Origin of the sequence: Singulisphaera photorubra (genome assembly GCF_045290345.1) — a bacterium.
Taxonomy (GTDB): domain Bacteria; phylum Planctomycetota; class Planctomycetia; order Isosphaerales; family Isosphaeraceae; genus Singulisphaera.
Map to the genome: position 1 here is coordinate 1834081 of NZ_CP155447.1, position 22739 is coordinate 1856819.

Annotated in this window: 13 protein-coding genes; 2 read left to right on the forward strand and 11 right to left on the reverse strand. The window is 61.2% G+C overall.

What is annotated here, in order from left to right:
• The first annotated feature begins 374 nt into the window (after window positions 1-374).
• Entirely contained in the window at window positions 375-1556 is a 1182-nt protein-coding gene (locus V5E97_RS07215) for an IS4 family transposase (protein WP_406698642.1), read from the forward strand.
• Between the two features lie 607 nt (window positions 1557-2163).
• Here the strand turns inward: V5E97_RS07215 and V5E97_RS07220 are convergent.
• Window positions 2164-2637, reverse strand: coding sequence for a hypothetical protein (locus tag V5E97_RS07220; RefSeq protein WP_406698643.1), 474 nt, complete (start codon window positions 2635-2637; stop codon window positions 2164-2166).
• Window positions 2638-2707: 70 nt separating this feature from the next.
• On the reverse strand, window positions 2708-4813 hold the full coding sequence (gene katE, locus V5E97_RS07225; protein WP_406698644.1) for a catalase: 2106 nt from the start codon (window positions 4811-4813) through the stop codon (window positions 2708-2710).
• A 177-nt stretch (window positions 4814-4990) separates the two neighbouring features.
• Between katE and V5E97_RS07230 the strand changes: the two genes are divergently transcribed.
• A complete protein-coding gene (locus V5E97_RS07230) occupies window positions 4991-5467 on the forward strand; it encodes a DUF4385 domain-containing protein (protein WP_406698645.1) in 477 nt (158 codons plus the stop codon).
• Window positions 5468-5751: 284 nt separating this feature from the next.
• Here V5E97_RS07230 and V5E97_RS07235 read toward each other — a convergent pair whose 3' ends face one another.
• From V5E97_RS07235 to V5E97_RS07275, 9 genes are all read right to left on the reverse strand, one after another.
• Window positions 5752-7080, reverse strand: coding sequence for a DUF1501 domain-containing protein (locus tag V5E97_RS07235; protein WP_406698646.1), 1329 nt, complete (start codon window positions 7078-7080; stop codon window positions 5752-5754).
• A 24-nt stretch (window positions 7081-7104) separates the two neighbouring features.
• Window positions 7105-8547, reverse strand: a complete 1443-nt coding sequence (locus V5E97_RS07240) for a DUF1800 domain-containing protein (RefSeq protein ID WP_406698647.1) — start codon at window positions 8545-8547, stop codon at window positions 7105-7107.
• Window positions 8544-14159 carry a HEAT repeat domain-containing protein gene (locus V5E97_RS07245; RefSeq protein ID WP_406698648.1) on the reverse strand — a complete coding sequence of 1872 codons (5616 nt, stop codon included), beginning with the start codon at window positions 14157-14159 and terminating at the stop codon, window positions 8544-8546. The genes V5E97_RS07240 and V5E97_RS07245 overlap by 4 nt, the downstream gene beginning before the upstream one ends.
• A 435-nt stretch (window positions 14160-14594) precedes the next feature.
• Window positions 14595-16253: an IS66 family transposase gene (tnpC, locus tag V5E97_RS07250; protein WP_406698649.1), complete on the reverse strand. Its 1659-nt coding sequence runs from the start codon at window positions 16251-16253 to the stop codon at window positions 14595-14597.
• Between the two features lie 72 nt (window positions 16254-16325).
• The gene (gene tnpB / locus V5E97_RS07255; protein ID WP_406698650.1) at window positions 16326-16694 is read right to left on the reverse strand and encodes an IS66 family insertion sequence element accessory protein TnpB; all 369 of its coding nucleotides are present in this window, start codon (window positions 16692-16694) and stop codon (window positions 16326-16328) included.
• Window positions 16688-17026 (reverse strand): IS66 family insertion sequence element accessory protein TnpA, encoded by a 339-nt coding sequence (gene tnpA / locus V5E97_RS07260; protein WP_406698651.1) that lies wholly within the window; start codon window positions 17024-17026, stop codon window positions 16688-16690. Before tnpA ends, tnpB begins: the two co-directional genes overlap by 7 nt.
• 106 nt (window positions 17027-17132) lie before the next feature.
• The gene (locus tag V5E97_RS07265; protein ID WP_406698652.1) at window positions 17133-18239 is read right to left on the reverse strand and encodes a DNA methyltransferase; all 1107 of its coding nucleotides are present in this window, start codon (window positions 18237-18239) and stop codon (window positions 17133-17135) included.
• 34 nt (window positions 18240-18273) lie between these two features.
• On the reverse strand, window positions 18274-19290 hold the full coding sequence (locus V5E97_RS07270) for a DEAD/DEAH box helicase (protein WP_406698653.1): 1017 nt from the start codon (window positions 19288-19290) through the stop codon (window positions 18274-18276).
• Window positions 19291-19456: 166 nt separating this feature from the next.
• Entirely contained in the window at window positions 19457-22552 is a 3096-nt protein-coding gene (locus tag V5E97_RS07275) for an AAA domain-containing protein (protein ID WP_406698654.1), read from the reverse strand.
• Window positions 22553-22739: the final 187 nt, after the last annotated feature.

Sequence of the window (22739 nt, forward strand, 5' to 3'; positions counted from 1 at the left end):
CTCCGCCGTCGCAACCGGCGGCCCGATCGTGGTGCCCTGGATTTCGCTCGCCTCTTAAAGGCGAGCGGGGAGCGTGAGCTCAATGGTGCTTTCTTTCTCTATTTTGTGCAACCCCCTCATTTTGGCATGATATTTGCGCTTCAATCCTGACCATTTGCTCATGACTGCCAAAGTGTCAGGACCGATCTCCCATGGAACCCGTTCAAACGCCGCTGACCGAGTCGGAATTGACCTCCGCCGTTGAACTCCTCCATCGACTCATCCCCAAGGACGATTTCCCCGCCTATTCACTCGACGTCTCCCCAGCCACGGTCTACACCACCCTGGTCACTCTCTGGATGCTCACGCTCCAGCGACTCGGGGGCGGCACCTCGATGGCTTCCGTCATCAAGGAGGTGCTCACCAACCACAAAGATCTCCTGCCCGCAAACAAGCGGGTTCGCGAAGGCACGCTTTCCGAACGATCTGGTGCCTACAGTCATGCACGGAAGCGTTTGCCTTTGGAGACTGTCCGAGCCTTCGCCGAGCGCGTCAGCCTGTCCTTGATTGAGTCGTCCCCGGCAGGGTTTGCGGGCCGCCGCACCTTTCTCATTGACGGCACGACCATGACGCTCTCGCCCACGAGTCCGCTGCTGGACGCCTATCCGCCGGCCACCAACCAGCACGGCGAATCGGTCTGGCCGATTCTGATGTTGATGGTCGCTCATGAGCTGCAAAGCGGCTGTGCCCTGATTCCCGAACTCGGGGCCAAGTATGGCCCGAACAACACCTCGGAAGCTCGCCAAGCCGCCGCGATCGGTCTCAGAATCCCCACCGGTTCGATCGTTATGGCGGATGCGGGCTTTGGGATCTTTCAGGTCGCGCACGCGATGGTTCTTGCCGGTCATGACATCCTGTTCCGCTTGACCAAAACCCGCTTCGAGTCGATGCGTCGTCGTGCCAAAATCATCAGTCAGACGGCCCACGGCATGCGATACCGCCTGAAATGGACTCCTTCGGCGAAGGAGCACAAAACGAACCCGGATCTGCCGGCCGATGCAAGCGTGATGATCGAACTTCACGAAGTGAAATTGGAAACCGGCGAGCCCTTGTATTTGGTAACAACCCTGGAAATCGCGAGTCAAGCGGCCGGAGAACTTTACCGCCGTCGTTACGATGTCGAGCATGACATTCGAGACATGAAGATCTCAATGGGTATCGAGAATATTCGTGCAAAAAGCGACGAGATGGTTCAAAAAGAACTCTTGTGCAGTGTGGTTGCTTACAATTTGGTGGTGGAATTGCGTCGCGAGGCGGCGAAGCTCGCGGGAGTCAAGCCGCGTCGTCTGAGTTTCACAGGGACTTGGACGACGATGAAGATCTACCTCCTGCAGCGAACCCCGTGCTCGGCGTCCGAGTGGCTGGAGCGATACGAAAAAGCCTTGCGATCGGCCGCCAATTCCGTACTCCCGAACCGACCCGGGCGTAGTCACCCCCGCCAAGCACACCCCCGCCGAGCAAAGTCAACCAAGTTCATGAAACAGAAAGCAAAAGAACCTACTAGAAAACCAAAGTAAGTGCCATTGAGCGTGAGCTCCCTGTCTTTGGACCATTGCATGGGCTGGTTCTTTTGACACTGTGGGGTTGATAGATCCGGGCGGAAGACCCGGTAACGTGGCGACCGTGTTGGCAAGTGGCTGTATTCCCACCGAATTGGACCGGGCCGATCCATCCGCTGTCCCCGCTTGAGCGGCGGGGAATCGCCTCCGAGACGATGGGACCGTTCCTGGCCCAACCCTTTTTCGCTCCTTCGACCGAAGTGTCGGTCTTGGAGCGGGCGATTCTCGACGCGCAGCTGTTCGACTTCGAGTCGCTCGGCCCGAGCGTGCATCGCCTTCCGGTGGCCGACCTGTTGCCGGATTTCGGCGTTCTCTCATCGGAACCCGCCAACTACCTGGCGGGGCTCGAGGACTTTACGCCGAACTTCCCGCATCAGGTCGGAGAGCGGGAGAGAATCGGTATGCACGCGTTTTGTGAATGGCGATTATGCTTTAATCAGGAATATGTCTGTAGACCATTAGTTAATGCGGGAATTTGTTGGGCGAAGGTTTGCGGGCGATTGCACCAGTGTACGCCGGCTTCAGAGGTGATTGCCTCCAGACGATTGATACCGAGCCAGACGGCTCACGAAAATGTCGGCGCGGGGGGCAACGAGGCAAAATCGAGGGGCCGGCTGGGCTCGCCTGGGCGAAGTCCGCCGGTGAGGGCGACGTCGACCGTCGAGACATAGAGCCGGACTCCTTGCCAGATGGGCCCCGGCTCGGACCCGGTCCGGATGACTCTCAGATGGCCCGCGGGGAAGCCCCCGAAAGGCCGGTCATTGTGGCACCCCTGGACCCCGGCTCGGACTTGCTCGGAATGACCGATTTCGATCCGACGCGAGGGGAAAGGCTGGCCGACCCCGGCCTTCGCAGGAGTTCCGCCCGCGAAGGCCTCGCGTACGGCCTCCTCGAACGAGCGGAACCGGAGCACCGGCGCCGCCGGGATCGTCGAAGCGCGAGCGCTGGGTCCAAGGCCGAACGGAATTGTGGCGCCAAGGCCGAATGGAAGCGTGACGCCGATCGCGGAGAGGATGGATCGTCGAGTCGGTTTCATCATGATGGATCCTTCGACTGGGCGTCCGAAATGCGGAAGAGGGCCGGGGGTTTTCGGCCCCCGGCCCAATGGCTTACCGCTCGGCGGCGTCTCGGTCCCAGAACCGGATTTTGCCGCAGGCGGACACGAAACCAGCGCAGTCAGCGGCGGTCTTCAGCGGGATAAATCCCTCGTCGAGGGCAACGCCCGCCTTCTCCAGGAGCGGTGAGGCGGAGGCTGCATAGGCGATGAACTTTCGGTGCGCGGTCGCGTCCGCAACGAAATCGCGGGCAGCGGGGAGTGTGGTCAGCAGCGCAGCCCCTTCCTTGGACGGGAGGATTGCCACGGCGTCAAAGAGCACGGAGGGGCCCCCTTCGAGCTTCTCGTCCGCATCGTGCCAGGTTCCGGCCGAGTCTTTCACGCCGCCGACCTCTGGCGCGATCAGCTTGAGCGTGACCCCCTCGGCCTTCAGTGCCTGGCCCAGGGCCGCGAGGATCTCGGCGTCGACGCCATCGGTGACGAGGGCCCCGACCTTGCGGCCGGCGAAGCTCTTGGGGCCGTTCTTGATGATGCTCAACTTCGTCGACGGCTTCAGGTCTTGGCGGGTCGGTTTTGCGGCCGTGGCCGGTTTGGGCATCGCCTTCAACCGGAGGCCCTTGGCCACGACCTCGGCGAGGCCGGCGTCGATGTTCAGCAGGTGCGAGACCATTCGCTCGCGGATTGCCGGAGTCTCCACCTTGCTCAACTCGAACGTCAGGGCGTTCCCAATATGCTGCTGCTCGATAGGGGCCTGGCTGATGTAGAACTGCCGCGCCTGGCTGTAGTGGTCGGCGAACGTTTCGGAGCGAGCGCGGACCTTCGGGCCTTCCACTGGCTCTGGATAAGACTGGAAGCCCTGAGGGGATTCGCGCGGGCCACCGCCGCTCCAGGAGTTGGGCTCGTAGTTGACCCGACCCTTGGGGTTGTGCATGGCCATGTGGCCGTCCTGCTGGAAGTGGGCGAACGGGCACTTCGGGGCGTTGATCGGGATGTGCGTGAAGTTTGGGCTGCCGAGTCGCTTGATCTGGGTGTCGAGATAGGAGAAGTTTCGCCCCTGGAGGAGCGGGTCGTTGCTGAAATCGATCCCGGGGACGATGTTCTGCGTGCAGAAGGCCACTTGCTCGGTTTCGGCGAAGAAGTTGTCGACCCGGCGATCGAGGACCATCCGGCCGACGGGCGTGATCGGTACCTGTTCCTCGGGGATTATCTTGGTGGCATCGAGGATGTCGAACTCGAACTTCTCGGCAAACGCCTCGTCGAAGAGCTGGAGACCAAGCTCCCATTCAGGGAAGTCGCCAGCCCCGATGGCGTCCCAGAGGTCACGGCGGTGAAAGTCGGGGTCGGCCCCGTTGATCTTGACCGCCTCATTCCAGACCACCGACTGAAGACCCTGCTTCGGTTTCCAGTGAAACTTGACGAAGGTCGATTTCCCTTCGGCGTTCACGAGCCGGAATGTGTGGACGCCGAACCCTTCCATGAACCGGAACGACCGAGGAATCGTCCGGTCTGACATGATCCACATGATCATGTGCATGCTTTCCGGCGAAAGCGAAATGAAGTCCCAGAAATTGTCGTGGGCGGTCTGTGCCTGGGGAAAGCCGCGATCCGGCTCGGGCTTGGCGGCGTGGATCAAGTCGGGGAACTTGATGGCATCCTGGATAAAGAAGACGGGGATATTGTTGCCGACGAGGTCCCAGTTTCCTTGCTGGGTGTAGAACTTCACAGCGAAGCCACGGACGTCCCGAGCGAGGTCGGGCGATCCCTTGCTGCCGGCGACGGTCGAGAACCGGACGAAGAGGGGGGTCTTCTCGCCTGCTCGCTGGAAGAGGTCGGCCTGGGTGACGTTGGCGAGCGACTTGTAATTCTCAAAGTAGCCGTGAGCCCCGAAACCCCGAGCGTGGACGACTCGCTCGGGAATGCGCTCATGGTCGAAGTGGAAGATCTTTTCGCGGAGGTGGAAGTCTTCCAGGAGGGTCGGGCCGCGGACACCGGCCCTGAGAGAGTTCTGGTCGTCGGCGACGGGGATGCCTTGCTGCGTCGTGAGCACCGGCCTATCGCCGCCCGCCGTCTGGTGAGTCTCGCCTCCTTTGCCGATAGTCACCTCGGCGCCAACCGCGGCACTTGATGCCGGCTTGCGTGAGTCATCTTTCCGCTTGGCCATGCGAGTCGCCTCTCCCTGGGTGGGTCGATTCCGAAGGAATTTCGTGTGGAAGGAATCTCGTTCCGGAGAGGAAGGAACAAGGCAAACAGTGCGCCAAATCGGCGGTGATCCCGAACCCATCTCGCCCGTAAACGTCGGCTCAGGAGTTGCTAGCTTGGGCCTTCAGGGGAGACGAGCATGGACAAAGCGAGCGATCACGACTTCGATCGGTCGAGATATCGATGGCGGGAGAATGTGGACTATCGGGAGAACCCCGAGAAATACTGCGTCGGCAAAGGTGAGCAGGGTGTTCTGATCTGTGAACCCTATAAGGGCGAGCTGGTGGGCCATTGGAGGTTCAAGACCCCCGAGATCGCCAGGGCCAGCAGCAGAGCCATCTACAAGCTATTCCTGAAATACCTCAGGCAAGGAGATTTCGTCGGTGCGGATATGGCACGGAAGTTCCTGCAAATGGGCTTCACGCGAGCCAGACGCTATGCCAATTACAAAGGGGGCCGGAAGTATGATCTCAGCGACAAACACCAGCTCGAGAAGGGGACCGGCGACCCCCAAAAGGCGCTGAGCGCCACCATTTTCTATGACGCCTGGAAGCGTGCCGAGGCGAAACCCGCCTACGCGCGAATGAAGGCGGAGTGGAAGCAGAAGTATGGTTAAGTGGGGTGGGGTGGGAACATGCTCGGCCCCGTTTGCCTCGCGATTCACGCACGAATGCGATGCCAACGAAAGATTCCGGCATCGCCTGCGTACGAGAGGGAACGCCGGAGGCGGCAAGGAGGCATCCGAAGCCGGGCGGGCACGACCACGGCCCACCCATTCACGGCTTGGATCATCATGTCAACATTGCACCGTCAGGCCGAGTGCCGGTTACGGCACTCGGACCTGACGATCGATTCTCTTCTCCGGATTTGAGCCTGGCAGTTCGAATGGCGCTCGGACCATCAGATTCCCTTGAGGAGGGGGAGCGGCTCGAAGGTTCCGCCGAGAACTGCGGCGCTGTCACACGCGAGCCAGTCGCCGAGCAGCGAGGCGTAGACCCGGCGGAAGTCGGTGTGATGTTTCAGGTCGCCCGCGTCGAGTTGGTCGGCGGCCAGGCTCGGGTGGGCGCCGACGACGCCCCCCTTGACGCCTGGTCCGGCCACGAACAGGCACGAGCCTGCGCCATGGTCGGTCCCCTGGCTGCCGTTCTCCTGCACGCGGCGACCAAACTCGGAAAAGGTCATAAGCACGACGCGTTTCGAGTGCCCCGAGCGGTCGAGCTGGGTGAAGAAGGCGGTGACGGCGTCGGCCAGTTGCTGGAGCAGTTGCTGGTGCTCTTGGAGTTGGCTGGCGTGGGTGTCGAAACCGCTGAGGGAGAGGTAGAAGATCCGGGTGCCGAACCCTGCCGCGATCAAGTTGCCGACCAGGGTGAGGTTGCTCGCCAACTCCGCGTTGCGGTTTCCCATGTTGAAGCTGGGCTGGCTGTTGGTGCGGTCGCTGCTGGTGACCTTTCGCAAATCCTCGATCGTGGCGTACGTCTGCAGCGAGGTCCGACGGACGAACTGATGGATGTCGTCGCGGGCCGGGGAGAGCTTCGCGAGGTCCTCGATCAGCGCCCGGCGTTCGGCCTGATGTTTATCGGGGACGGGCTCAGCGGAACGGCCGAGTCGCGTGGTAGTAACCTCAATAGAGCCTAAGCCGTAGGGATTCGAAAGCTGGAGGGCGAGTTCGAGGTCGTAAGGCTTGCTCGGGTGGATCGTGGGCACCCCGGTCGCCGAGCCTCGCATGGCCAGCGGGAGCTGCTGGGTCCCGACGTGGATGCCGGGAATCTGGCCAGCCGGGACCCGGACCGAGTCGAGGCTCCGGCCGAGCCAGCCGCCGCCGGTTTTCCGCTGGGGGTCGGCCATCTGCCAGATGTCCATCGACTCGAAGTGCGACCGGTCGGGGTTGGGGTATCCGACCCCTTGCACGATCGCGAGGCGGCCGTCGGACAGCAACTTCTCGAAGCTCCGCATCCCCGGGTTCAGGCCGATGTGATCGTCGACGCGGACGACTTGCTCCTTGGAAAGTCGGAGCGTCGGACGCGCGGCGTGGTAGAGGTCGTCGGCGTAGGGGATGACCGTGTTCAGACCGTCGTTGCCGCCGGTCATTTCGACAACCACCAGGATGTTGTCCTTCCCGGGCTCCGCCGCCTGGGCCGCCGACGCGAGGAAGCCGGGGACCGTCGGTCCAAGGGCGACGAGCGACGAACCTTGCAGGGTTCGCTCGAGGAATCGTCGACGGGTCAACATGGCTGTGGCTCCGGTCTTTATGATTTAAGAAAGTTGATATTCGGGCATCAGCAGGATCGCATGGATGGTTTCGCGGACGCGACGCTCGGAGGGCGCGGCGTTCGGTTTGTCTTGGGCGAGGAACTCGACGAGTTTCCGGTTCACCCGTTCGTCCACTTCCCCCTCCGCCGGTTGGAGCAGGAGGCCGAGCAGGAAGCTGACCTCCCCCTTGGCGTCGCGTGACGAGGAGGATGTGTACTTGCGGACGAGGGCCGGCGGGTTGGTCTTGATTCCCAACGGGCCCTGCGTGCCCTGGATAATTTTCCAGGCGAGGTTGTGGCGGGCCAGGAGTGTGGCCGAGTTCAGCCAGGCCTCGCCCCCGGCCCACCCTTTGACATTGGGAGGGGCGAAGAGGGCCTGACCGAGCCCGTCCATCAGCCGGGGCTGCTGGCGTCGCAGCACAAAATCGGACGGAGTCTCCGCCTTCGCCTCCAGGCTGCGGAGCATCCCGACGACGTACTCGACGGGGCTCTTGATCCGCTGGCGGTAGGCGTGCTCCGAGAAGAAGAGCCGTGAGCGAAGCATGGTCCCCACGAGCTCGGCGGTGTCGTAGCCCGAGGCGCGATACCGCGCGGCCAGTGGCTCCAGCAAGGCGTCGGAAGGCGGCTCGCCCTCGCTGATGAGAAATCGGTAGAGCTTGCGGACGAGAAAGCGAGCCGAGGCCGGCTGCTCGAGCACGATCCGGACGACGTCCGGGCCGTCCCAGTCGCCCGTCTGGCCGAGCAACGTCTTCTTGCCGTCGTCGTGCTGGAAGCGGTTGAAGACGAACTTCCGGCCGTCGGTGTGCCAGCCCGTGAACGCCCGGGCCGCTTCGCGAACGTCTGTCTCGTTGTAGTGGCCGACCCCAAGGGTGAACAGCTCCATCACTTCGCGGGCGTAGTTCTCGTTCGGCTTGCCGCGAGCGTTGCTGTTGCCGTCGAGCCAGATCAACATGGCCGGGTCGCGGCTCATCTCCAGGAGGAAAGGGGCGAACTTGCCGAGGGCGTTCCGGCGGATCAGGACGTTCTGCTGTATCATCAGGGCAGAACGGCGGACCTTGAGGATGCTGGTCGCGAAATGGTTGTGCCAGAAGAGGACCAGGCGCTCGCGGAGCGGATGCATCGTGTGGACCATCCGATGGAGCCACCAGGCCTGGAGTTCCGCTTCGCTGCCGTTTTGGACCTGGAACCGGGAGTTGTCGGGACCGAGCTCGTCCATGAGCTGGTCGAAGTCGTCGTGCCCTTCACGCCCGTTGAGGAGCCGATCGATCGTGACTTCGGGCCCGCTCTCCACGGCGGTCTGAAGCTCGGGCCAGGAGACGCCGAAGGCGGCGCGGCGGTAGAGATGTCCGGCCCACTTGCGGTCCCAAGGATCGCTGGGCGATGGTGTCCAAGGAGCCCAGGCTTCGGCCGGGTCGAGTCCTTCCAGGGGGGACAGTCGCATCGTCATCGAACCTCCTGACCGGTCGTGCCGGCCGGCTCAATCGTCTTGATCGCTTCGGCGGCCGCCTGGCGGAGCGCGGGGGACGCCTCCTTCGTGGCCTCGCGGAGCGCGGGGACGGCCTCGCTCGCCTGACTCTTCATCCGGCCGAGGGCCTGGATGATCTCGAGGCGGAGCAAGGGGGGGACGGGGAGAAGTGCCGCTTGGCCGGGGTTGGTCCAGACGGTAGTGGTAACGTCGAATGTGAAACTGCGTAAGGAGGAGGCGAGGGTGTTTGGGAGTATGGGAGGGCGGAGGGCCGGTGTGCGAAGGGCCTCGATGAGCACCGGGACGGCCGCCTTGGCGTCACCAGCCACTTCCCAGAGCGCGATCGCGGCTCGGGCCTGGGTCTGGGGATTGGGATCGTTCAGGACCTGCTCGAGGTCCGGGCCGGCCTTCTCGGCCGGTGAGCCGATCCGGCCCAGGGCCTCGGCCGCGCGGAGGCGGACGAGACCGCGTTCCTTCAGAGCCAGGGTGAGTGTGGGGACGGCCGCGGGGCCGAGGTTTCCGAGCGCCTCGATGGCGCGGAGGCGGTCGGGATCCGAGTGGGCCTTGGCCGTGGCGAGGAGAGTCGGAAGCGCCGATGCGCCGGTCTCGCCTCCCAACTTTGCCAGTCCGATCGCGGCCTCCACTCGAACGGCAGGTTCCTTGTCGTTGAGAGCCTCCTGAAGTGCGGGCCTTGCGGCCTCGACGTCTTGGGCGATCGTCCCGAGGGATCGGACGGCCTGTTCTCGGATCTCGGCCTTGCCGTCGGCGAGCATGCGGGTGAGGGGGGCGACCCCCGCCGCGCCGGTCTGGGACAGGGCTGCGATGATCGTCGGTTGATACCCCAAGTCGCTTTCCGCATACGTCTTGAGTAAGGGGTCGACCGCCGAGTTGCCGGCGATTCGGGCCAGGGTGCTCGCGATTTTTCCGGCGGTGGGGCCGTCGTTTGCTTCATTCAGCCGCTCGATCAACCTGGGGGCCGCTCCCTTCGCCGCCGGGCCGAGTTGGTCGAGCGCGGCGAGTGAGCGAAGGCGGACGAGGGGATCGTCCAGCAAGTCGGCGAGCGCGGCGACCGCCTGGTCCGATTGCTCGGGCAGGCGGGCGAGGGCTGTGGCCGCGTGCAACCGGGTCAAGCCGTCCTCGTTCTTGAGGGCCGCGGCGAGGTCGGGGACGAGAGCAGGGGGGAGCGGGTCGAGCCGGGCGAGGACCGCGACCGCGGCCCGGCGCACGCTGACGTTGTCGTCCGTGAGGCACGCGGCCAGGACCGGACCGATGATGGCAGACTGCCGGTCGCCGTCGATCAGGTCGAGGGAGCCGGCCGCGGCCGCGCGAACGAGTGGCTCCTTGTCTTTCAGGGCGAGGGTCAGGGCGGGGACAGCCTCCTTCGCGCCGGATCCAAGCCGGCCGAGGCACTTAACGACGAGCAGGCGGCCAGGCGCGTCGTCGTCGCCCAGGCGAGCGGCCAAGGGGGCGACAGCGTCGAGTCCGATCGCCGTCAGGGAGGTGAAGGCGGCGGCTCTGAGGGAAGCGTCGTCGTTGCCGAGTAGGTCGATGAGCGCCGGGGCCGCGGGGCCGGCCGCGGGCCCGATCCGCCCGAGGGTGTGGATGACCAGGATCTGGGTCGTTCCCGTGGTGGTTTTCAATGCCGCGGTCAACGCCGGCACGGACTCGGAACCGAGGAGTCCGAGCGTCCGTGCGAGGGTGGGGCCGAATGACGGATCGCTGGTCTTCGCTAGCTGAGCGGCGAGTGCGGGGATCGCCGGTTTCGCCTCGGCGCCGATCTGCCCGAGCGTGTTGGCAGCCTGGTTTCGGAGCGTGGCATCGGGGTAGTCGAGGAGGGCGATGAGCGTCGGAACGACCTGCTTGGCCTCGGCGCCTCTCAGTTGTCCCAGGCTTTGGAGCGAAGGGTAGTAGGACGATGGCTGGGAAGATTGCAGCATCTCGAGCAGGCTTGGCAGGCCTCGCTTGAACCCGGCCGGTCCCATCTGAATCAGCGTATTGGCCGCCTGGAGGCGAACGTACGCCTGGCTGTCGTGGAGTAACCCCACCAGGATGTCGAGGAGGAACGGCTCGTCCTGGCCGGGAGTGATTCGCACGATGGCCTGGGCCGCCTGGAGGCGGTAGACGGATTGGGCGTTCTCCAGCATCTCCCTCAACGCGGGAATCGCTGCCTTCGACGCGGGGCCGATCTGCCCAAGCGCCTGGGCCGCCTGGCTCTGGGCGTTTTGATCGGACGTGCCAATCATCTCAATGAGGAACGGAACGGCCGGACTCAGGTCGGCTCCCGACAGACTCTGGATCATTCCGATGGCCTGGTTCCGGCTGTTTGCGTCGTCCTCCCCGAGCATCTGGACGAGGGGGGAGGCAGCGGCCTTCGTTCCCGCCGGACCCAGACGGCTGAGCACTCGCGCGGCCTGGGAGCGGAAACTTGGGTTCTCGTCCTTGAGCATCTCGGTCAGTTCGGGGATCGCCGCGTTCGCCAGCGGACCGAGCTGGGCGAGGAGGTCGCCGGCCTGGCTGGAGAGAGAAAAGTCGGAAGACCTGAGCAGATCCAGGAGCGTCGCGAGGGTCAACTTGCTCTCAGCCGCGCCCATCCGCCGAAGCGCCGTGATGGCGCCGAGGCGGACGCTCGGTTCGCCCTGTTTGGCGGCCTCGATCAGCACCGGGGTCGCCGTCTTCCGCCCCACCGTACCCATCTGGCAGAGGGCCAATGCGACCTGGTAGCGGACCGCAAGCTCTGAGTCCTTCAGTCGCTCCGTCAGCGCCGGGATCTCTGCGCTGGCCCGCGTCCCCAGATGCCCCAGAGTTCCCGCCGCCTGGGACCGGATGTCAGGGTGATTTTCTTTCAATAACGAGACCAGCACCCGGAGGCCAGCCTTGGCCTCGTCCGAGCCGTCCGGAGCGAAGGCGAGGGCCTGGGCCGCCCGGAGCCGGACAAGCCGATCGGAGTCATCCAATCGGTCCATCAACGCGGCGACGATCGCCCGGTCGCGGCCGAGTCGGACGAGGGTCTGGATGGCCTGGAGGCGGACGTCCGGATGGGAGTCGTCCGATAGCTCGATGGGTGCCTCGCCGAGGTTCAACTCAGGAACCTTCGCGAACTCGAGGTACGAGGGGTCGCTGATCGTCGCTTTGCTCCCGAGGTTTGTCGTCAGGATCGTGAGCGCATTGATCCGCACCGTGGGATCGGCATCTTCGAGGAGTTCTTTCAGCGACGAGGCCAGTCCCGCCACCACCTCCGGGCCCATCTTTCCCAGCGCCTGGACGGCCCCGGCGCGAACCGAGTTGTCCTTATCGCGAAGGGCGTCGATCAACGCGGGGGTTGCCGACTTTGCCGCGGGGCCGATTTGGCTGAGGATTCGTGTGGCCTGGAGGCGGTTGGCGGGAAGCGGATCCTTCAGCAACTCGACCACCGCCGTGGCCGTCGTCTCCCCATTGGCACCCAATTGTTCAAGCATTCGTGTGGCCTGGGTGCTGACGTTGGCGTCCTTGCCCTTCACCGCTTCGACCAATGCCGTGGCCGTCTCCTTGGGCGCCTGCGGGGCGATCTGCTGCAAAACCTGGAGGACCTGGAGCCGGACATTCTGGGCCGGCTCTTTCAGCATCGCGACCAGGGCGGGGATCGTGGCCTTCGACTCGGTACCCAACTGGCCGAGCAGCGGAATGAGCTGGCTGCGGAAGTTGGGGTCACTCTCCTTGATGGCCGCGAGAATCTGGGGGACGACCTTCTTGGGGAGGGGGCCGAGTTGCCGGAGGGTCTGCAAGACCTGCTCGCGAAGATTGAAGTTTTTCGACGTCGTCAGCGCGATGAGGTCCGGGGCCGCATCGCGAGCGGCGGAGCCCAACCGCTGAAGGATCTGGAGGACTTGACTGCCGGTGTTCGGGGAAGCTTCCTTGAGAGCTTCGAGAAGTGCGGGAATCGCCTCTTTATTCGCCGGCCCGATCCGCTGGAGGATCTGCCGGGCCTGGTTGCTGACATTGCTCGACCCGTTGCCGTCGCTGAGCGCGGTCACGAGCACGGGGATGGCCACGTCCGCATGCCCCAGGTCCCAGAGGCTCTCGGCGGCTTTGAGCTGGGACACTGTCTCCTTTTCATCGTCGTCGAGCACCTCGCGGAGTGTCTGGAGTGCCACCGCCTTTGCCTCGGGGTCGACGCGGGCGAGCACGCGGGCGGCACTGATGCGAACGGCTGGGGCCTTCGCCGATAAGAGTTCGCGCAAGGCCGGGGCGATTTCCCTGGCCCGGGGGCCCAGACTCTCCAGGCTGTGCCCGGCCATCTGGCGGCTGCTCTCGTCCCGATCCGTCAGATGCGACAGCAGCGCCGGCAAGCTCCCCTGGACTGGCGGGGACACCCGGGCGAGAGCTTCGGCCGCCTTCAGGCGGACGTAGGAGTCCGGGTCGTCCAGGGCCGCGATCAATGCGGGGACGATCGAGGGCTGGATCAAGCCCAGGCTTGCGCCCAGCGGCGGGATCGCCGGATTCACCGGGAGGGCGGCCATCTTGGTCATGACCATCATCCCACTCCCGAAGTAAGTGGTTTCCGACGGATCGCCACGAGTCGGCGCCAGGGTCTGCACGACCGCGCGGCGGACCATGGTGTCCTTGTGTCCGAGCGCCTCGCCCAGCGCCGCCAATGCGACCGGCGACGATTTGCCGGCCTTGGCGAGGGCTTCAACCGCTTCCTGGCGGACCCAGGCGTCCCGATCCTGAAGGGCCCGCACGAGGGCGGAGATCGCCGCTTGCTCGAGGGGCTTGAGCAGGCCGAGGGCCTGCGTGGCCCCTTCACGGACGGACGGGTTCCGATCCTGCAAGGCCGCCAGCAGGGTGGGGAGCACGTCCGGACCCTGTTTGCCAAGCGCCTCGATCGCGACGGCGCGGACCTGCGTGTTGGTCTGAAGCCTGGCGGAATTGTTCACTGAGAATGGGGAAAAACTATTGAAGCCGGGGGCCGGAGTCAGGGGGATTCCCGAGCCCGATCGGGACGTGTGCTCGAGCTCGAGAGCATCGACCAGCGACGGAACCGCATTCAGACCGTGCTTGGCGAGTGCAACGACGACCTTCCGGTGCCCCTGAACGTTATTCCGCTGAGGCAGATCGGGCATGGAACGTACGGTCGCCCGAATGCCGGGGCTGATTTGCTCCCAGGCCGACTCGGCGTCTCCCCGGACCTGATCGTCGTCGACGTTGCGCGCCTCCAAAAGCACCGGCAGGGCCAATTTCAAGGGGCCGCCGATCCGGGCCAGCGCCGAGGCCGCGCGGACCCGGACCCGCACATCCCTGTCCCCCAAGGCCTCGACCAACGCCGGCGCCGCGGCCTTGGCCGGCGGACCCATGAGTCCGAGTGCTTGGGCTGCCTCGGCACGCGCCTTCGGATCCTGTCCCTTCAACGCGTCGACCCACCGCTCGACGGCTCTTGCCCCCCCCGCCGTCTCGTCGGCCCCCACGTCAGGGCCGGGTTGAAGACTTGCCACCAGAACGACGATGAGCCCCAAGAGCGCGGCCCTCGTGCCGATCGAGCCGCTTCGGCCCGGTGTTGAAGGCCCCCCGGATGAGTCGGGTCGAACGGCCAACACCTTGTGATAGGAAAGGATGGTCATCACAAACCTCTGTCCTGATGGCCAGTTTTAACGATGGGATTGGCCCCAAGCATGCGCTCAGATGAAACCCTTCGTCAAGCTCTTTTAAACGGTTTGTTCTCGCCGGGAGCAGGGTAGAGTTGACATCAGTGGCCTTTGGCCTCGGCGAACCTGGGTTGTTGATCGAATCCAGCCCGGGGCCGCTGAGGATGGAAGGGCGGAGAGCCGATGATCGGGTGGGCGGCTCGGCGATCGATCTGTGTGCGTCCGGCGGACCACGTCCCCCTTGGCAATTGGCCGAGGGGCCTCGGCTACTGTGGTGGCCGTCAGTCGGGATCCTACGCAGTGTCATGATCCGGCATCAACAGACGCGACGCGCTCTCGAACCCGTGTCGAGCCTGGCCCGAACACCGCGGTGGGAGCGCGCCGCGTTTCGAGTGCCGGCGGGAGCCGTTGTCAGCTCGGGGAACCGTCGGCGATGGGACCCTCTGGGGTCGCCGCAGGATCGGCGGCTTGGGGAGGCGACCAACGGTCGGGGAGAAGGTCGGACAGATTCTCTTTGGGAAGCACCGGCAATCGGGATAGCACGTCGCGCAGGTAGACGAACGGGTCATGACCGTGACGCTGGCAACTCGACACGACGCTGAACAGCACGGCCATGGTCTTCCCGCCGGTCTCACTCCCAGTGAAAAGCCAGTTTTTTCGTCCAGTCGCGATTGTCTTCATATGTTGCTCGGCTACGTTGTGATCGATCGACAGGTAGCCCGAACTGGTGTACAGTTTCAACGCCTCCCAGTGGTTCTTCATGTAACCGATCGCCCCTCCCATCGGACTCTTGGGGAGCACCTGCGGTCGCTCCTCCTTCAGCCACTTCTCGAGGCTCTCCCAAACTGGCACCGCCCGCTCCTGGCGCACCCGTAGCCGAATCGCGGCCCGTGTCGGCTCGTTGGCGTCCTCAGGCAGCTTGGCGAGCTCTGTTTTGATCTGCTTCTCGATCGCGTAGAGCTGGCGGTAGTAGGCCAGGGCCGTACTCGCTCGCGTTAGGTCCGTCTTCTGCGCCTCGACGAACTTGCGGCGGGCGTGGGCGTTGCAACCCACCTCCACGACGTTGCCGCCCGCGTAGATGCCGTCGTAGCCGCTGAAGGCATCAGCCTGCAAATAACCGCGAAAACCCTTGAGAAACAGACTCGGGCCGTCTCGCTTATGGCTCCTCGTGAAATCAAAAACATTGTAAGGATACAGATAATCGCCGAAGTAGATCCAGAGCCGGGCCAAGGCCTTGATCTTTCGCTCCGAGTCCCGCAGCTTCACCGACGTGTCGTCGGTGTGAATCGTGCCGCACAACAGGACCAATGTCTTCATCAGGTCGTAGAGCGGCTCGAGACTTTGGGCGGCGCCGGCCATCCAGTCGCAGAGGGTTGAGCGTGATAGCTCCACCCCTTGCCGGGCTAGGCGGCGTTCCTGGCGATGGAGTGGAATATGATCGGCATACTTTTCCGTGATCACATGAGCGAGCAGTCCCGGTCCAGGCAAGCCCTTGGGGATCGGCTGGGCTGGCTTGCCGGCGGTGACGACTTGACCTTCGCAGTGCGGGCAGGCGTAAGTGCAGCGCACGTGCTCGACCACGAACAAGGTCGCCGGCACATAGTCAAGTTGCTCGCTGCGTTCTGCGCTGATCTGGGCTCGGGTCTCGCCGCATTGCGGACAGCGGCGCTCGGCTTCGGTCAACTCATAGCCCCGAGGCTCGCGGCGGAGGTTCTTGGGCAAGGGTCTGCGGCCGTGAGATCGTGTCTTCTTCGCGGGGGCCGCACCCGGCTCGGGCTCAGGTGCGACCGCGTCGCCGGTGACCGAGGGTTCGGATTCCGGGGCCAGCGGTTCGAAGGCGTCGGGGATAAGCAGCGGTTGATTGGGGTCGAAGCGTTCGGTGCGTGGGCCGTAGAGCCGCCGCAAAAGGAGGTCGAGGCGATGCTGCAATTCCTCGTTCTGGCGCCGTGTTTCGCGGAGGGCGGCGAGCAGTTCGATGATCATCTGCTGGAGGAAGGCGGGATCACTGGGCAACGTCGCCGTGGGATCGGCAGGGGTCTCAGAGGTGATGAGGCGGGCGTCTTCGCTCATGCACTTTTAGACGCATGAGGTTCTCATGTTATTCGATGATTCTTTGGAAAAACGCGGCGGTCGGCCGGAGACTCACACCGTGGCTCTGGGGACGGGTCGGTGATAGCGTTTGCCGCGTTTCACACTCGAAAGATCGATCCCTTCGAGGAGCATGACGAGGTCCGCAGCGCGGACCTCGACGCGGGGCTGAGCCTCCGGAGACGGCGGAAAGCGGAAGGTGCCGACTTCCAATCGTTTGTACCAGATCGCATATCCGTCCTCCTCCCAGATCAAGAGCTTGATGCGGTCGGCGGCCTTGTTGCGGAAGACGAAGACGTCTCCCGAGAGCGGATCGCCCTGGAGCCCTTCGCGGACCAGGGCCGCCAAACTGTCGAACGATTTTCGCAGATCGACCGGCTGCGCCGCGAGCCAGAACCGGACGGTTGGAGACAAGCTCACCATGACCATTCTCCGGCTTCGAGCAGTTCAACGACTTGCACGAGGGTCTGAGGGTCGAACCCGGCCCCGACCCGCAAGCAGCGTCCGTTGGCCAGCACGATCTCGATGCTCCCGGCGGGCGACTCAGTCTTGTCGGCGAGCACATGTACGGGGAGAAATGCGGGCTTGGGCTGATCACGCCGCTGAAGTTCCCGCCGCCACCAATAAAACGACGGTACGCTCACGCCCTCAGCCAGGCAGAACGCCCGGACGGACAGTCCACCCTGCTTCCACCGGGCCAGAACCAGTCGCCAGTACGGCTCCCGACCCTTGCCCGAACCTGCCACTCGGCCCATAGTTCACCCCCTTTCGGCCATGCTCCGATCGTAACATGGGCCGCAAGAAGGGGTTCACCGGACGCACACTCAATGGTCAGATAATTATTTCTCGCTTAGTGCGAACTCAGTTGAGCACCGCGTGGAAGTCAAACTCAATGGCGGGATCGGAATCACGCCCCATGTAGTCGGCCTGACGCTTGCCGGAATGTGATGTTTGCGCATTTCGGACGGAAACTACTTTCCAATAACCTGCTTCTTCCAGAGATGCATTCAGTAACTTTTTCGCGTCGCTCTTAACTGACGGAATGCTGCCGAAGCGAACGTACAGATGTGCCTCGTCTTGCGCACGCTTCCCGATGTTGGCCCAAACCTTGGCCAAATCTTTGATAAAGCGTTCGTGGCCACTGTGGCAAAGCTGGTTCTGATTTTCGTAGTCTACCTCATCTTCGCCGCCCAAAAACCACATTCGCAGCCATTGGTCCTGTACGTATGTACGCATACCATAATAAGGGGGAGATGTTATAGTGACAATTGGGCCTCTAATCCTGCCGAATGACGTTGCCTTACGTGCATCCAGGCATTTTACGTTCCGAAAATGGCTGGGTGATTCGGCATTCAAATCCGTTATCCGCTTGAGCTTCTTCGTAAGCACTCCGACAACTGACACGTTCGGAGGCGACATGTCACGGTCACGCCAATACCTGACAGAATAATCGGGTTTGGTTGCAAAGGTTCGCGGCATTTGGCTGGAGAAGTAGCTTGGGGTTCCGTCACCAGTCGGCAAGGGCCCGTGCAAGCAGCCTAAGGCGGCGGCTCTTAGGATGGCGGACTCAGCTGTTACTTCCTTCTCTACACGCAGGCCTTCACGAAGGCTGCAAATCTGCAACAGCGTCTTCTTGGAAAAGGCTTGTCCAAAGAACGGGCTTTCTGGGACATTCTTAGGGGTTCTGGCGACTAACTTCTCCGCCAGCGCTACGACGTTCTCCCATTTGGCACTGGCGAGTTTAGCTTGCGCTATAGCAGCAGCGATTGGAGATATGTCGAGGCCATATGAGCGCAAACCCAACTTGCGGGCGGCGTAAATCGTTGTTCCACGTCCGCAGAACGGATCATACACGGTCGGCAACTGCGCCTTGTGCTTGCTCAAGTGATGCATGGGAAATTCCAGCGGAAACATCGTGTAATACGGGCAGATCGCATTAAATGCAAATTCTTTTCGGTACGCGAACATGTTTTTTAATTCTCATGCATGTTCATTTGTCAAATCAGTGCCAGCGTGCTTCGCCATTTCGTTTCTCACCATCAAATTCGACACTAATCGGTTGCCGATGGCCGCAGTATTCCTCGAGATACGATTTGATCGCGATGGATGTTTCCGCAGCCTTTTCGTCGGAAGGAAGGTGATACGCGAGTGATTTGGGCATCAGGACGATGCACTTGGCGCGGGCTCTCGAAATGGCAACATTGGTACGCTCGAACTGAAGCAAGAATTCCTCTTCACCTTCGATGATGTCGGTGTCACCGACTCCATACGAGACGATAATGGTGTCTCGCTCGCTACCTTGGAATCGCTCAACAGTATCGACGGCTTCGAATACGGCCTCTGGATTTGCCTTTGGAAAAAGTTCGATGAGCTTTCGAATCACAAGTGCTTTCTGCGCCTTGTGTGGCGTTACGATCCCGATTCCAGACTTAAAAAAATCATCATCCGTATAGGCGGACTTTGTCGTGTTTTTGCCCTCGTTGAGTTCCTTTGCCATGACTTGACGCGTCGCGTAAGCGAGTCCCGCTACAAGCCCAGCCTCTAGCTCGTTGGCCTGCGACGACGTCGCGTCCTCATGGATAAACGCGCTAACGCGCCGCTCAGGCCTTAGAAGTTCGCTATAAGCATTTGTCGCTGGAACGCCGGGGGGCATAGCCGTGGTCACTGTCTCAAGAGGCTGCAGCAACTGAAGATCGCGGGTTGGAAATGCTGCTTGCAGGTCCGACGGATAACCCAACATGCGGGCATATTCGACGAGATCTTTGTTGGATCGATAATTTAGCAGTAAGGGCACCGCTTTGATGCCGAACCGCCGTATGAGATACGACTGAATGCTGCCCACCAGGTGCTCGGCGCCTTTTGGCGGTTCGAGATGCTGGATTGGCGGCATCTGTTTGTGGTCGCCGGCGATAATAATCTGGGCATCAGGCTTCAGTGCAGCCAAAGGCTTCAATGCAAGCGTGACCGGGATCTGCGAACTCTCGTCCAGTACAACAAGATCGAAGATTTCATCCACCATTGAATCTTTCGTGCCCGCGGACTTCGTCACCTGGTGTACAATGTGGGCTGTTGTTGAAATCACTGTCAGCTTGCTGCCGTCGCGAAGGTTCGTGACCAATTCTTGGTAATCAGGATTATCATCATCTCGAACAATCGCCTTAGAGCCCCTAACTTAATGAGCGTAGCTACCCTGATTTAGGACTGCTACGCTCATTCTGTTTTTGACTCTTAAGGTTCAGGTGTTCTGCATGCGTTTTGAGGGGTTTTGGTTCGCGTGATTTCGAGTAAAGACAATAGTAATCGCATGCGGCTGCAGCATCATCTTCAAGGTTCTTGACCAGACGCTCCGACAACTCTTCAACCGTCCGGTAGTTTGGACCGGCAATCAGGATCTTCTTTGCCTTTTTTTGACGGATGACCGAGTGTACGAAAGCTACGAGTGTATCCGTCTTGCCGGTTCCGGGGGGACCCCAGACAATCGTCAGGTGGTGCTTGGCACACGACCGGACAGCGTCAATCTGACTAGGATTGAGTGGGTGCTTGTTGGCCGTTTTGGCGAAAGTAACGATGGCCTCGACATCTTGATTGGTTCTGAGCACTTTGGCTGCCAGCTTATTCGCCTGCCAAAGCAGTTCAGCAACTGGGGTGTCTGGATCGGTGCCCTTTGGGATTCTTTTTGCGGCAGAGGTGCCCATGGCGGTCAGTGCCTCAGGGGCCGCAATCGAACACCGTGGAGTACCGATTGTTTTCAATATGGCCGTAACGGTTTTCGAGTCGTCGAAAGGTAAGCCTTCGAGCAGATAAATGGGCTCCGTGCCAATAGGAAGCACTCCGTTAGACATAACAGCGTTGAATTGTGCGTCAACGCCGTGCCACTTTGCGCTCAGCGTCACTATCAGCCGCTTTTTCACCCGATCAAAACTATTGATGTAAGCAGCTATTACTTTGTGCATCGGAATGAAGGACAGATTTGGCTCAAGCTCCAGGTTGAGTGATTTGCCATTGGCCAAGGGGAACCCTGGCCAACTGACAATGCCCACGGTGCAACTATCGCCTTCTTCGATTTTGGCCTCGGATGAATCCTCGCTGACTGCAAACTCGAACGTATTATTTCCGTGATCCTTGATCAGTCTTGTAAGAACGATTGCCTTGTAGGCGGCTTCAAGCGATTCAGCCCGAGCAATGAACGAACCCAGTGCTTCGGTCTTCGCGACCGCCGCTGAAACCTGCGACCAGCGGTCCCACAGCTTCGAGTCGTAAGCAACGCCTGTCATGCCGGAGGGAATGGTCATGGACAGTTCCGGCGCATTACCGCTGATGGCGGCTTTGAGATCAATGCGTAGGCGTGCAGTTACACTTCCAAGGGCCCAGGCGTGAGCCTGGAGGACATTGCCGTAACGTGTAATTGCTTCATTGATCGGTCTAGTTTTCCCGAAGATACGGACTGTGCCCGTGGTGGATTTCCAAATCTCGAATATGCGTTCGCGCGGAATTGCGTCGCCGAGAGGCTCAAAATAGTAGTTATCCACCTTACGTGGTTGCAACCGCGCATGGTGGTAATGCTCCGCCGTGCCGAGAAGCGTGGTGGCGAAAAACTGCGGCAATCGCACGGAGCCACTAATGATGTCACGAATGAAGACAATATTCGGACAAAGGTGATCAGTTTTTTCTAATAGCTCATCTGGTGGAAAGAGCCACGCCAATGCCCGTTGATAACGATTTTGTAGGTCGAGGATGTCCAGCAAGTGCCTGCCAAACGCGTTACAAAGCTCTTCATATTGGCGAACTTCCCAGAAGCAAATCTGGGTGTGCAGTGTGCCAAATCCGTTTGCAGTGAATTGTTTGCCGCCTTCCTCGATCCAATCCGCCAAGCGTTCAATGAACGACAGAATCGCTGCCCACTCGGCAACAGCGGTATCCTTGTTGATGACAAACGCATCCTCTCCCAGTGGTTTGACCGACGAGGACTCCTTGCCTTCCGTGGCCGGAAACTTCGAGCCGTAAGGTGAAAAAAGCGTTCCACGAATAGCAATGCCCGTCAGAAATCCCGAACCCGAATCAAAATTGACGATGATGTCGAACTCGGCGCCAAGCCACTTTGCGAGGCCTCCGACTTTCGAGACGCCATCAACCGTCACTTTGCCGGTGCTGATCGATTCAGCGCGATGTGAAATCTGCCCACGGTCTTGTTTCAGCAGCGAGTGCTTGCGCAGAACCGGCGCTTCCGCCTTAATGCCAACCAAACTGGCCACCTTCTGATGACCACCGGTAAATAAAACGCCGCTTGCGCCTTTCGTTAGGGACGCCATCTTTGAAAGATGGTCGGATTTCTCCGCTGCAGGTGTGCAGTAGTTGTCCTTGTGTGCATCGAAGTGCTTGCGATCATCATCCGATAGCCAGACTCGGTTTCCAAGCCAATCGCATGAACTGCATCGTGGATTCACATGGTATGGAACGGCATTCCAGCCCTCGGAATCACCAAGCCGCACGACACGAGGCAAATCTTCGCAGAAGAACTTTCGCACGCTGGGCATGTAAATCAGGAAAGGCACACTACCATCGTCCAAGTCTTGACGCAGTGCTTTCAAGCGATTGGCATGATTTCCACCTTCCTTCGTGCTCAGAATCTTCGTGAAGTTTGGCATTTCGATATGTCGCCATAGGTAAATGCGCTCGGATACGAAGTATTTCCCCAGAAATGTCTTGCCTTCATTGTGCAGCCAGTTGGCGACGAAGATCGCGTAAAGGCAGACCTCGGCGGAATAACTGGCATTTGCCTCCGTGATGTTTTTCAGGTCGATCACAGACAACGCCATGCGCTTGTCATCGTCCGCAAGTTGACGACGCGTTCCATTTGGCATAATTTCGCATTCGTTATCACGCCGAACGTCGGCGAAGATAACGTCCGGACGCAAGCCAGACATTTTCGGAATGTACTTCAGATCATCCTTCGCGACGCCAATATTAGTAAGAGCAAGATCGCGAAAATGTTCCGGTTCGATCTGAGGCTGCAGGATCAGCGTCGGCGCGGTAATCGTGGATAACGCTTCCGAGAGATCGACTGGCGCTGTCCCGCTATTCTTGGCGAATACATTGCTCGGCAGGGCGCTGCACAGCACATTGAATTGTTCGTATTCGAACTCGCGTCCAGAAGCCGTGATAAGCTGCACGCCAGGGCGTGACTTCAACGGCACTGGAATACCTGCTTTCTCCAACGCGCTAGGGTTATTTGAGAAGAGCGATAAATAGAGTTCACGTTCACAAAGCGTGCGGAGATACATCGACATCTTGCTCTTGGTGAACTCACGCTTTGGTAATGGTATTGGCATTTTACTTGTATTTGAATGCTTACGGAACATGCATTGGCCTAGGGGGACATTACCCCAAGTTAAGCCAAAAGGCTCAACGTTTCAATAGGGGCAATGCATCGACCCTTCCTCGCCTTCATCCATTGGCTTCCCCTTCCAG

Excerpts from the sequence above, each read along its gene's own strand:
- V5E97_RS07235 (WP_406698646.1), bottom strand. The coding sequence starts at position 7,080 with ATGTTGACCCGTCGACGATTCCTCGAGCGAACCCTGCAAGGTTCGTCG.
- V5E97_RS07230 (WP_406698645.1), top strand. The coding sequence starts at position 4,991 with ATGGACAAAGCGAGCGATCACGACTTCGATCGGTCGAGATATCGATGG.
- tnpB (WP_406698650.1), bottom strand. The coding sequence starts at position 16,694 with ATGGTGAGCTTGTCTCCAACCGTCCGGTTCTGGCTCGCGGCGCAGCCG.
- V5E97_RS07245 (WP_406698648.1), bottom strand. The coding sequence starts at position 14,159 with ATGACCATCCTTTCCTATCACAAGGTGTTGGCCGTTCGACCCGACTCA.
- V5E97_RS07220 (WP_406698643.1), bottom strand. The coding sequence starts at position 2,637 with ATGATGAAACCGACTCGACGATCCATCCTCTCCGCGATCGGCGTCACG.
- V5E97_RS07265 (WP_406698652.1), bottom strand. The coding sequence starts at position 18,239 with ATGTTCGCGTACCGAAAAGAATTTGCATTTAATGCGATCTGCCCGTAT.
- V5E97_RS07240 (WP_406698647.1), bottom strand. The coding sequence starts at position 8,547 with ATGACGATGCGACTGTCCCCCCTGGAAGGACTCGACCCGGCCGAAGCC.
- katE (WP_406698644.1), bottom strand. The coding sequence starts at position 4,813 with ATGGCCAAGCGGAAAGATGACTCACGCAAGCCGGCATCAAGTGCCGCG.
- tnpA (WP_406698651.1), bottom strand. The coding sequence starts at position 17,026 with ATGGGCCGAGTGGCAGGTTCGGGCAAGGGTCGGGAGCCGTACTGGCGA.
- V5E97_RS07215 (WP_406698642.1), top strand. The coding sequence starts at position 375 with ATGGCTTCCGTCATCAAGGAGGTGCTCACCAACCACAAAGATCTCCTG.
- V5E97_RS07275 (WP_406698654.1), bottom strand. The coding sequence starts at position 22,552 with ATGTATCTCCGCACGCTTTGTGAACGTGAACTCTATTTATCGCTCTTC.
- V5E97_RS07270 (WP_406698653.1), bottom strand. The coding sequence starts at position 19,290 with ATGGTGGATGAAATCTTCGATCTTGTTGTACTGGACGAGAGTTCGCAG.
- tnpC (WP_406698649.1), bottom strand. The coding sequence starts at position 16,253 with ATGAGCGAAGACGCCCGCCTCATCACCTCTGAGACCCCTGCCGATCCC.